Here is an 11724-nt window from a genome sequence, read left to right on the forward strand (position 1 = left end):
TCTTTTCCTTAGGAGCAGTATAACCGGAGTGGGCACCACTTATACGAAGGTTAACTTTTCAATGAGCATATATAGATAGGGTATCTCTGAAATGGATTTGGAATTGATAGGGTACCGGTTTCCTCCGTACAGGAGACTCAATATTCAGTCTCCTGTGCGGAAAGGGAGAAGCCCTTGGTTTGTTCATTTACAGTATTTAGTTAATGATAACACTCTTCAAACATTCGTTGAAGGGCTTCATGAGCTTCGGCAAATCCTCGTAACTTTCTGCCCATTTTTCATTAAAATCTTTGATGGTCAAATATACGACTTTTTCAGCGGCTTCTAAGCTACTTAAACTGTTCATCGGCTTTAGACGTTTCCGAATCTCCTTGATCGTTATCGTTCGTTCAATGGCATTAGTCGTGTAAATTACACTTCGAATGCTGATTGGATTGGATAGTCCATAAAGGTGAGGAGGACATCCAACTCATTCGCCCAAGATTGGACTTCTCTCGGGTACCCGAGTTCGACAGTTTTAAGCCCATTTTAGGCAAACAAAATTTGGAAATCCCTGTTCTATCAAGGATTTGAAAATCACTCCCCTAGAAAAAAACGTTAAATTTCATAGGCACACGTTTTGTAAATTTATACTTTTAATATAAATAAAATATAGGCATGTATATTCGACGAGTAACACGGAAAAACAAAAATGGCACCACAACGGCTTATCTCCAGCTTGCTCATAACGAATGGGATCCGAAAGCCAAATATGCAAAAGCTAAGGTGATCTATTCTTTCGGACGGGAAGACGAAGTCGACCGTGCCGTTCTGGAACGTCTGGCCAAAAGCATCTCGCGATTCCTTTCTCCCAAGCAAGCATGGGAAACACGGGAAGCAATTGGAGAAGCGTCTGATTTTTTATTCCAATCCTGCAAACGCCTTGGCGGCGTCTGGTTGTTGCATCAACTTTGGGATCAATTGGGATTCGATAAGATTCTCGAGAAGCTATTTGCTTCCCGTCATCACCCAATCCCCTTAGAACGGTTGATTTTCGCGATGGCAGCGAATCGGGCGCTTCATCCTTCCAGCAAATTAGCGATGGAGGACTGGGTTCAAGATGAAGTCTATATTCCGGATCTTCCAGAAGTGGCGAGCCACCAACTGTATCGGGCGATGGATGAATTGCTTGCGGTGCAATCGGAACTGGAACGTCAAGTGTTCTATTCCGTCGCAGATCTATTGAACTTGGAAGTGGATTTGATTTACTTTGATACCACCTCTTCCTATTTTGAAGTGGATCCGTCCGAAGCACCGGAAGATGAGACCTTCCGAAAACAGGGCTTTTCGAAAGATAAGCGTCCCGATCTCTTGCAAGTGGTCATTGGGCTTGCCGTCACCCGCGAAGGCATCCCGATTCGCGCTTGGGTATGGCCGGGAAATACCATGGATATGACGGTGATCGGGCAGGTAAAAAAAGACTTGATCGGTTGGAAACTGGGACGTGTTGTCAGTGTGATGGATCGGGGGTTTTCTTCCGAGGAAAACTTGCGAACCTTACAACAGGCGGGCGGACATTACATCGCCGGCGAAAAAATGCGATTCGGAAAGGCCGCCACGGAAGAAGCAATGAGCCGCCGGGGCCGGTATCACCAAGTTCGGGAAAACTTACATGTCAAAGAGATCATCGTTGGAGATGGAGAGGCGCGCCAGCGCTATGTGTTGGTGTACAATCCGAAAGAAGCCGAGCGTCAACGGCAAGAGCGAAAGAAGCTGTTGGAGGCGCTGCAGGAGGAATTAGAGGGGCTCCGGCAGCTGCCGAATGAAGCCCATCATAAGGCGACATGTCGTTTACGTGCTCACCCTTCTTATGGAAAATATTTGCGTCAATTAAAAGATGGAACGCTTCGCATCGATAAACAGGCAATTCGCGATGCGGAGAAATATGATGGGAAATATCTCATCCGAACGTCTGACGATACATTGTCAGCCGAAGAAGTGGCGCTTGGATATAAACAACTGGTCGATGTCGAAGATGCCTTTCGGACGCTCAAATCCACCCTCGAATTGCGGCCGATGTATCATCGCTTGGAAGACCGCATTCGTGCGCATGTGCTGCTCAGCTGGCTGGCTCTCCTTTTGGTTCGAATCGTGGAAATTCGTACGGGGGAATCGTGGCGAAAGGTGCGAGACGAACTGCAACGACTGACTTTAGGTCATTTTTCTTCGAAATATGGAGATTTGTATCAGTGCACGGAGCTTACGGCCAAACAGCGTCAAATCTTTGCGGCTGTAGGGGTGGAGCCTCCTCCAAGAATCCTAGACATTCAGCCTAACTCCTAGATACACGCGTGAAGTATGCCCAATCGTTCACCAGCCCTTGCCCCACAAGGGCTGGTGAACGATTTGTTTGCCTAGTCAGTGTCGAACTCGGGGGGGACTTGCTGAACCATTTGGATTCAAACTGTTGAAATAAGATAGATTTATCTCATTAGGTTGACCCTTATTTTAATTGGCTTTTTGGTAAATATCCTGTACGCTGAGGACTACATATCAAGTGACGAGGTAATACTCTGAAATATAACCGTTTGGGTTATTAGATTGCCAACGCCATGAATCCGCGCACATCTCTTCGATTCCTCTTTCAGCTACCCAGCCTAGTTCTTCTTTTGCCTTCGTTGGATCGGCGTAGCAGATCGCGACATCGCCAGGTCGACGTCCGACAATTTTATAAGGAATCTTAACACCTGATGCTTTTTCAAAGGCTGAAACAATCTCAAGAACGCTATATCCTTTTCCTGTACCAAGGTTATAAGCATCGACACCCGGTGTTGTCATTACCTTTTCAAGTGCCTTAAGATGCCCTAGTGCAAGGTCAACGACATGAATATAATCGCGGACACCTGTTCCATCTACGGTAGGATAGTCGTTTCCAAACACTCGTAATTCCTTCAACTTTCCAATGGCCACTTGGGTAATATAAGGCATTAGATTGTTCGGAATGCCATTTGGGTCTTCACCAATACGACCGCTTGGATGGGCACCAATCGGGTTGAAGTAGCGTAAAAGAGCAATCCCCCATTTCTTGTCGGAGACGTATAGGTCTCGTAAAATTTCTTCAATCATAAATTTTGTTCGACCATAAGGATTGGTCGGATGAAGTGGGAAATCTTCTGAAATTGGCACGCGTTCTGGCATACCGTATACCGTAGCCGAAGAACTAAAAACCATTTTCTTCACATCATACTTTTGCATAACATTGCACAGTATAAGTGTACCAGTAATATTGTTGTGGTAATAGCGAAGAGGAACTTCTACCGATTCACCGACTGCCTTAAGACCAGCAAAATGAATCACGGCATCAATTTTATTTTCTGAAAACACTGTTTCTAACTCATCTCTATTAAGCAAATCGACTTTATAAAACTTAAACTCTTTCCCAGTAATTTCGCTTATACGCTTTAATGATTCGGGTTTGCTATTACAGAAATTATCAATCACGACAATTTCATAACCTGCATTTAATAATTCGACGCAAGTATGACTACCGATATAACCAGCGCCTCCAGTTACAAGTATTGCCATTACAAATCCCCCCCGATAATTATTTAAGAATTATAATTTTGTATAAATCTAACTTGGAGATTCTATCTGACCGATGTATAGGTTTTGTGAAAATGTCAAACGATTAATCAAGCGATTAAAGAATCAAAAATCAAGTCTTTCAGTGTTAATATGTATGATTATCACGAAGTTAGATATATAAGCTTTTTTATACATATTAAACATATATAAGTTGAAACTTTGTTTTACATCCAGTAGAACGCCCGCTGCATTCTATCAAAATGACTTGTTATGAAGGAAAACAGAATCGAACAATCGGAAAATCTTTATTGCAACTTATATAGACAAATTTCTTGATAATATTAAAAGTCGCATCCTGTATATTCAAGATTACGTTATACATACCACAATGATTATGCACGTTTATATGTCGAGGGATTTATAAGTAGATTAGGATAAACTCCAAGGTATGAATTAATGTTTATAATAGCCTACTCTTATGTAAGAGATTCGATTCTATTTGTTTATTGGCTACCATATCCCTCTAAAAAATTTATAAATATTTTTAAGTGAAGTTCTTCGTGCGCGCTGTATTTTTTTTCTTTTAAGAATCATATTGGAATATTCATTTTTAAAAAGTGTCCATGCTTTTAACAATTCTCTCTCTTTTAAAACGGCATAGGAAAGAATAATGAACTCATAAATTAAAATTGCAGGTAAATGTAATAAAATGTACAACAGGTGGTCATTTTTTAAAATACAATAGTATCTATTGACATATGAATGTTTTCTAATTTTCATTGGTACATCCGATCGTTTTTTTTGTTCATTCCAGCCTCTTTTGTGTTCGGCAATCGCATTTGGAACAAATATACTGTTCCAACCAAAGATTCTTGCTCGCCAACTGACATCTACATCTTCCTTGTAAGCAAAGAAAGATTCATCAAAAAATTGATTGTTTATAGAAATATCTTCTATCATTTGACGCCGATATAAAGCTGCTGCCCCTGAAACCCCAAATATTTCAACGTCTTTATCGAATTGACCATTATCTATTTGTCCAGTTCCTCGATCGAATGCACGACGATTTTTCTTTATTATAATACCTGTGCTATCAAGCAAACGTTTTTTATAATCTCTATATAACTTTCCAGTTCCCATCCCGATACTAGGGTTAATTTCCATAACTTTTATTATTTCTTCGATATAATTGCTATGTAAACAAACATCAGGGTTTAAAACGAGAACATAATCAGAAGATGATAATTGTAAAGCTTGATTATGCCCACCAGCAAAGCCATTATTATTTTGATTTTTTACTAACAATATATCATCATGTTTCTCGACTATTTCTACGGTAGAATCATCTGAAGCATTATCGATAACTATAATGTTTGTGATGGGATAAGACTGTGCACGAACAGACTCTAGACAATCGTTAATGTATTTTTCACTATTATACGTAACAATTTGTACTGTAATCGTTGGCATATGTATTCCACCTGTTTTCTATATCAATGAGTAAATTGAACAAAATTCGGAAACGTGGTATGTTTAGAAGCAGAAAATACCTTTTTATTTTATGTATTTATATGAATAGTCACTTTCATTATACAAAAACGGTATCTTTTTGTATATACGAAATTGGTTAAAATTACATAATTAACGATGGGATTTCATATATCATTTATTTGTAAGCAGTAGAATTAATTAATAAAATATGAGACTCTACTTTATGACTTAAAAGGTGTGAGTTATGATGAAAGGAATTATTTTATCAGGCGGTAGCGGCACACGCCTATACCCTTTGACAAAGGTAATATCTAAGCAGCTATTACCAATATACGATAAACCAATGATCTATTATCCATTATCAGTTTTAATGCTAGCGGGCATCCGAGATATTCTTATCATCTCCACTCCAGAGGATACGCCGCGTTTTGAGCAACTTCTTGGCGATGGTAGTGACTTGGGAATATCTTTATCTTATGCTGTTCAACCATCGCCTGATGGATTGGCACAAGCGTTTATTATTGGGGAAGAGTTTATTGGGAATGATCATGTGGCCCTGATTCTTGGAGATAATATTTTTTACGGTCATGGATTTACGGCGATGTTGGAGCGAGCGGCATCCAGAAAAAGTGGAGCCACCATATTTGGTTACAATGTAAAAGATCCTGAACGTTTTGGTGTAGTCGAATTCGACAAGAATGGTAAAGTTATTTCTATTGAAGAGAAACCGGAAAAGCCTAAGTCTACCTATGCGGTGACGGGTTTATATTTCTATGATAATCGTGTCATTGACATTGCTAAGTCGCTTAAGCCTTCTGCTCGTGGGGAACTTGAAATTACGGATGTAAATAGGGCGTATTTAGAACTCGGAGAGCTTCATGTTGAATTGCTTGGGCGTGGTTTTGCTTGGCTGGATACGGGAACACACGAATCGTTACTCGAGGCTTCGCTTTTTATTGAAACAATTGAGAAAAGGCAAAGTTTAAAGGTGGCGTGTCTTGAAGAGATTGCGTATCGTAAAGGTTACATTTCTAAAGAACAACTCCTAAAATTAGCCGAGCCTTTGAAGAAAAATAGTTATGGGCAATATTTGCTCGATATTGCCAATCGGGTTAGTAAAGAAGGTGAATTAGTTGAAAATTATTGAAACGAAGTTTAACAATGTCTTTCTTATAGAGCCAAAAGTTTTTGGTGACCATCGTGGATTTTTCATGGAGAGTTATAATGAGAAAGTTTTTAAAGAACTAGGACTAGATTATCAATTTGTTCAAGATAATCAATCTTTATCTGTGGAATCTGGAACGTTAAGAGGTCTTCATTATCAACTTGAGCCCTTTGCTCAAACGAAGTTAGTTCGGGTGATTCGAGGAGCCATTTATGATGTGATTGTTGATATTCGTAAAGGGTCCCCAACCTATGGCGAGTGGCAAGGATTTATTTTAAGCGAATGGAATAAGCGACAATTGTTAGTTCCAAAGGGATTTGCGCATGGATTTTGTACGATTGTGCCGAATACAGAAGTGTTATATAAGGTAGACAATTATTATTCACCGGAACATGATCGGGGAATTTGCTGGAACGATCCAGATTTAAATATTGATTGGCCAACTCACTCTCCTATTCTGTCTGAAAAAGATAGTAAGCATCCTAGGTTGGCAGAAGCAGAAAATAATTTCACTTATTAGGGGAAGGAAATGCAGATGAAAGTATTGATTACAGGTGGAGCAGGTTTTATTGGCAGTAATTTTGTGAATTACATGGTAAAAAAATACCCAAACTATCAAATTATTAATTTAGATGCGCTTACATATGCCGGGAATCTAGAGAATGTGAAAGAAGTTGAAAATGAGCCAAACTATCGATTCGTAAAAGGTGATATTACTAACAGAGAGTTAGTTGAGTCGCTGTTTGCTGAAGGTGTCGATGCAGTTGTGAATTTTGCGGCTGAGTCGCATGTAGACCGTAGTATTGCTGATCCAGGAATATTTATAAAGACAAATGTTCAAGGTACACAAGTGTTGCTGGATGCAGCGAAAAAGTATGGTGTGAAAAAATATATACAGATTTCCACTGATGAAGTATATGGAACATTAGGAGAAACAGGATATTTTACAGAAACAACACCGTTAGCTCCAAACAGTCCATACAGTGCAAGCAAAGCTGGTGCAGATTTGTTAGTGCGGGCGTATCATGAGACATACGGATTGCCAGTGAATATTACAAGATGTTCAAATAACTACGGTCCTTATCATTTTCCAGAAAAATTAATTCCGTTGATGATTATTAATGCCTTAAACAATCAACCGCTCCCTGTTTATGGTGATGGTTTGAATGTTCGTGATTGGCTTCATGTGGAAGATCATTGTTCTGCGATTGATTTAGTGTTGCACCATGGGAAGAACGGCGAAGTATACAATGTTGGCGGCAATAACGAGCGAACGAATATCGAAGTAGTAAAAGCCATTTTGCGGTACTTAAATAAACCGGAATCGCTCATTACGTTTGTTGAGGATCGCCTTGGTCACGATCGGCGTTATGCCATTGATGCGACGAAAATCCGTGAAGAATTAGGATGGCAGCCGAAATATACGTTTGAAGAAGGGCTAAAGCAAACGATTAATTGGTATTTAGAAAATCGTTCTTGGTGGGAAAACATTTTATCAGGTGAATACAAAGAATATTATAAAAGACAATATGGACAGAAATTAGGGAGATCATCATGAAAATTGTTGTTACGGGGGCAAACGGGCAGTTAGGTCAAGAGCTTGTAGGACAATTGCAGCAAACGAACGTTGAGCTCTATTCGTTTACAAAAAGTGACTTAGATATTACGAATGACAGCATAGTAAACGAAACGATTACAAAGATTAAGCCTGATATCCTTATAAACGCTGCTGCTTATACAAAAGTCGATCAAGCGGAAATCGAGGAAGAAACAGCTTATTTAGTGAATGCGTTTGGGCAAAGAAATTTGGCGATAGCAGCGGAAAAAGTTGGGGCGAAAATATGTTATATTAGCACAGATTACGTCTTTGATGGGACTTCGATGACCCCTTATCGAGAATATGATCGAACGAATCCACTAGGGGTATACGGAAAATCAAAGTATGCTGGTGAAGAACTGACAAAATCATTATGTTCGCGATATTTTATTGTGAGAACGGCATGGGTATATGGAGAGTTTGGGCAAAATTTTGTCAAAACGATGCTTCGGTTAGCAAAAGAAAAAGAAGAAATCGGCGTTGTCAATGACCAAATTGGCTCTCCTACATATACGGTTGACTTAGCTCGCTTTATTATTGAATTAGTCCAAACTGAGAAGTTTGGAATTTATCATGCGACAAATAGTGGGTCATGTTCTTGGTACGAGTTTGCCAAAGCTATTTTTGAAGAAAGTAATATTCATGTGAAAGTAAATCCAATCACGACGGAACAATTTCCTAGACCGGCAGCACGTCCTAAATACTCTGTGTTAGACAATTTTGCGATGAAGGTGAATGGGTTTCCAATGTTAAGACATTGGCGTGAAGCATTGAAAGAATTTTTGAAAAGTGATTTTAGGATTTGAAGTGATATATTTACAATAGATCAATTATTTACTATAATCCGGTTAGTTAGGCCGGATTATTTTTTACAAGCGGGTGAAACAATGGATATTAGCATTATTATCGTGAATTACAATACACCGAAACTAACTGTTGAGGCGATTGAATCGATCTTAAAATCTAAAACAAAATATAGTTATGAAATTATTGTTGTGGATAATCATTCTTCCGATGATTCCGTCCGTATCCTCAAGGGAAAGTTCCCGAATATAGTGGTGATTGAAAATAAACAAAATGTAGGATTTTCAAAGGCAAATAACCAAGCAATAAAATTGTCGAAAGGACGCTATATTTTGTTGTTAAATTCTGATACAATTGTAAAAGAAGATACCATTGAGAAAATGATAGAATTTATGGATAAAAGTAAGAAGGTTGGGGCGAGCGGCTGCGAGGTTGTTTTGCCGAATGGAGAATTAGACCGGGCTTGTCATCGGGGATTTCCAACTCCGGAGGCTTCTTTTTACTACTTAGTGGGATTGGCGAGACTTTTCCCAAGAAGCAGGCGATTTAATCAATATCATCTCGGCTATATGAATTTGAACGAACCGCATCCAATTGATTGTTTGGTAGGGGCATTTATGATGGTGCGCAGAGAGGTGATTGAGCAAGTCGGATTGTTAGATGAGGAATTTTTTATGTACGGTGAAGATATCGATTGGTGCTATCGAATCAAACAGGCGGGTTGGGAGATTTATTATTGCCCGTTTACAAGCATTATCCATTACAAAGGGGCAAGTAGCAAAAAGAAACCTTTTAAAATTGTTTATGAATTTCATCGGGCGATGTTTTTATTCCATAAGAAGCATTATGCTAGAAAATATCCATTTATCGTGAATTATTTCGTTTATATGGGCATAACAGCCAAGTTCATGCTTTCTGCAATAATCAACACTTTTCGAAAAATAGGTGGTTAAGGTGATCAGAGGGAGAGAGAGATTTTTAACCAAGCTCTATGCATTTACAGATGTTTTGATGATGCAAGGCGCTTTTTTCTTAGCTTGGATGCTGAAGTTTAAAGTATTTCACGACGGTGTTGCCGGTCATTTGCCATTGGAAGATTATTGGTTTTGGATTTGGGTTTATAGTGCTATTGCTATTATCATAGGGTATTTAGTAGAGTTGTATGCGCCGAAACGAAAAGAGAAATTTTCTAATGAGTTAGCGAAGGTACTGCAAGTACATACGTTGAGCATGTTTATTTTATTAAGCGTGCTCTTTACTTTTAAAACTGTTGATGTGTCGCGGTCGTTTCTATTGCTATATTTTGCATGGAATTTGACGTTAGTTTCGATCTATCGTTACGTTGTAAAACAAAGTCTCCGCAAGTTAAGAAAAAAGGGGTATAACAAACAGTTTGTTTTAATTATTGGTGCAGGATCGATTGGCAGAAAGTATTTTGAAAATCTTCAGATGCATCCGGAATACGGGTTGGAGGTCGTTGGGTTTTTAGATGACTTTCGAACGAAGCATGCACCGGAGTTTGCTCATTATAAACCGATTATTGGACAAACTGCTGATCTTGAGCATGTATTGGACCACCAGTTAATTGACGAAGTAATTGTTGCACTTCCTCTGCAAGCATATCCGAAATATCGAGAAATTATTGCAGTGTGTGAAAAAATGGGAGTTCGAGTTTCGATTATTCCTGATTTTTATGATATGCTTCCAGCTGTTCCTCATTTCGAGATTTTCGGGGATTTACCGATCATTAATGTAAGGGACGTACCGTTGGATGAATTAAGGAATCGCATATTGAAGCGTTCATTTGATATTATATTCGCTCTAATAGCGGTTATTGTCACATCACCGATTATGTTATTGATTGCGATTGGAATCAAACTGACTTCTCCAGGACCGATTATCTTTAAACAAGAACGGGTCGGGCTGAACCGAAGAACGTTTTATATGTACAAATTCCGCTCGATGAAACACTTGCCTCAGTCGGTTTCTGATACGCAGTGGACAGTGGAAAATGATCCGCGGAGGACAAAGTTTGGGGCATTTTTGCGGAAAACAAGTTTGGATGAACTGCCGCAATTCTTTAATGTATTAAAAGGCGATATGAGCGTCGTTGGTCCAAGACCTGAACGTCCTTATTTTGTCGAAAAGTTTAAAGAGGAAATTCCTAAATATATGATCAAGCACCATGTTCGTCCTGGCATCACCGGATGGGCGCAAGTGTGCGGACTGCGCGGAGATACGTCCATTAAGGCTCGCATCGAGCATGACATCTTCTACATCGAAAACTGGAGCCTGTTGTTTGATATTAAAATTATTTTTAAAACGATTTCGAATGGATTAGTGAATAAGAATGCATATTAGGCTGGGATGCGAGCTGCACTGCGATAGAAAAAATAGACAGTATACATTCCGTTCACGTGAAGGAATCAGAGTGATTGGGATGCGTGCCTGTCACGCCCCGAAGTTTGTCGAAGTTTTATAGAGACAGAGAGTCGTTGAGTGGCTCTCTGTTTCTTTTTTTCGTATTAAACGAGGTTTGGAATATATATTATACTTTTGAACGCCTCTGTTCTGTTTGGAACAGGGGCGATTTTTGTTTTTGCCATTGGTAAAGTGCGTGAACATCGTGAGATTGAAGCTCGTTTGGGAGGGGTTCAAGTCGGCAATTTTGGCAAATGTGGCGTCGGTGTTAGTGGCGTACAATTATCCATTGAATAGGTGGACAGTCACGCCCTAAAATATGTTAGGAATGTAAAGAATGAATGTATGAACAAATGGAATATAGGTAATAAATGTGTTGTTTTTTGTGTAAAATTATGTGTATAATATAGATAATAATGCATATACTAAAGAAAGGAGGATGGAAAGTGGGTGTTCATACATTGCCAAAAGAACAATATCCTATTGCCAATACAAACACATTGAATTTTTTGAAAACGAATGTTTTAAGTGTTACGGATCTTTCTAGAACAAAAAAATTATCAGAGATACTTGATCGTTTTTCAAATGGAGTCTCAGATGAAGTATTTGTGATTCAAAATGCAAAAAAGAAAGATGCACTGGCTGTAGTTGTTGATATAGATTATTTTGGGTTCATCACCAA

9 protein-coding genes and 2 pseudogenes are annotated in these 11724 nt (G+C 39.1%); 8 read left to right on the forward strand and 3 right to left on the reverse strand.

What is annotated here, in order from left to right; all coding sequences use genetic code 11:
• Window positions 1-200 precede the first annotated feature (200 nt).
• A pseudogene (locus M4I42_RS15075) lies at window positions 201-501 on the reverse strand (transposase); the annotation flags it as partial.
• A gap of 156 nt (window positions 502-657) precedes the next feature.
• Between M4I42_RS15075 and M4I42_RS15080 the strand changes: the two are divergent.
• Window positions 658-2322, forward strand: a complete 1665-nt coding sequence (locus M4I42_RS15080) for an IS1634 family transposase (protein WP_268852906.1) — start codon at window positions 658-660, stop codon at window positions 2320-2322.
• Window positions 2323-2532: 210 nt separating this feature from the next.
• On the opposite strand, the gene galE is transcribed toward M4I42_RS15080, so the two are convergent.
• Window positions 2533-3564, reverse strand: a complete 1032-nt coding sequence (gene galE / locus M4I42_RS15085) for a UDP-glucose 4-epimerase GalE (protein WP_268852907.1) — start codon at window positions 3562-3564, stop codon at window positions 2533-2535.
• A gap of 510 nt (window positions 3565-4074) precedes the next feature.
• Window positions 4075-5034 carry a glycosyltransferase family 2 protein gene (locus tag M4I42_RS15090; RefSeq protein ID WP_268852908.1) on the reverse strand — a complete coding sequence of 320 codons (960 nt, stop codon included), beginning with the start codon at window positions 5032-5034 and terminating at the stop codon, window positions 4075-4077.
• 268 nt (window positions 5035-5302) lie between these two features.
• Between M4I42_RS15090 and rmlA the strand changes: the two genes are divergently transcribed.
• The 7 genes and pseudogenes from rmlA to M4I42_RS15125 all read left to right on the forward strand — a co-directional run.
• Window positions 5303-6202, forward strand: coding sequence for a glucose-1-phosphate thymidyltransferase RmlA (gene rmlA, locus M4I42_RS15095; protein WP_268852913.1), 900 nt, complete (start codon window positions 5303-5305; stop codon window positions 6200-6202).
• Window positions 6189-6740 (forward strand): dTDP-4-dehydrorhamnose 3,5-epimerase, encoded by a 552-nt coding sequence (rfbC, locus tag M4I42_RS15100; protein ID WP_268852909.1) that lies wholly within the window; start codon window positions 6189-6191, stop codon window positions 6738-6740. Before rmlA ends, rfbC begins: the two co-directional genes overlap by 14 nt.
• Window positions 6741-6755: 15 nt before the next feature.
• Entirely contained in the window at window positions 6756-7778 is a 1023-nt protein-coding gene (gene rfbB / locus M4I42_RS15105) for a dTDP-glucose 4,6-dehydratase (RefSeq protein ID WP_268852914.1), read from the forward strand.
• Window positions 7775-8623, forward strand: a complete 849-nt coding sequence (rfbD, locus tag M4I42_RS15110; protein WP_268852910.1) for a dTDP-4-dehydrorhamnose reductase — start codon at window positions 7775-7777, stop codon at window positions 8621-8623. The genes rfbB and rfbD overlap by 4 nt, the downstream gene beginning before the upstream one ends.
• Window positions 8624-8704: 81 nt before the next feature.
• Window positions 8705-9574, forward strand: coding sequence for a glycosyltransferase family 2 protein (locus M4I42_RS15115; protein WP_268852911.1), 870 nt, complete (start codon window positions 8705-8707; stop codon window positions 9572-9574).
• A 1-nt stretch (window position 9575) separates the two neighbouring features.
• The gene (locus tag M4I42_RS15120) at window positions 9576-10982 is read left to right on the forward strand and encodes an undecaprenyl-phosphate glucose phosphotransferase (protein WP_268852912.1); all 1407 of its coding nucleotides are present in this window, start codon (window positions 9576-9578) and stop codon (window positions 10980-10982) included.
• 506 nt (window positions 10983-11488) lie between these two features.
• Window positions 11489-11724, forward strand: a pseudogene (locus M4I42_RS15125) (hypothetical protein); the annotation flags it as partial.

The organism is Anoxybacillus sp. J5B_2022, assembly GCF_026847645.1.
Lineage (GTDB): Bacteria > Bacillota > Bacilli > Bacillales > Anoxybacillaceae > Anoxybacteroides.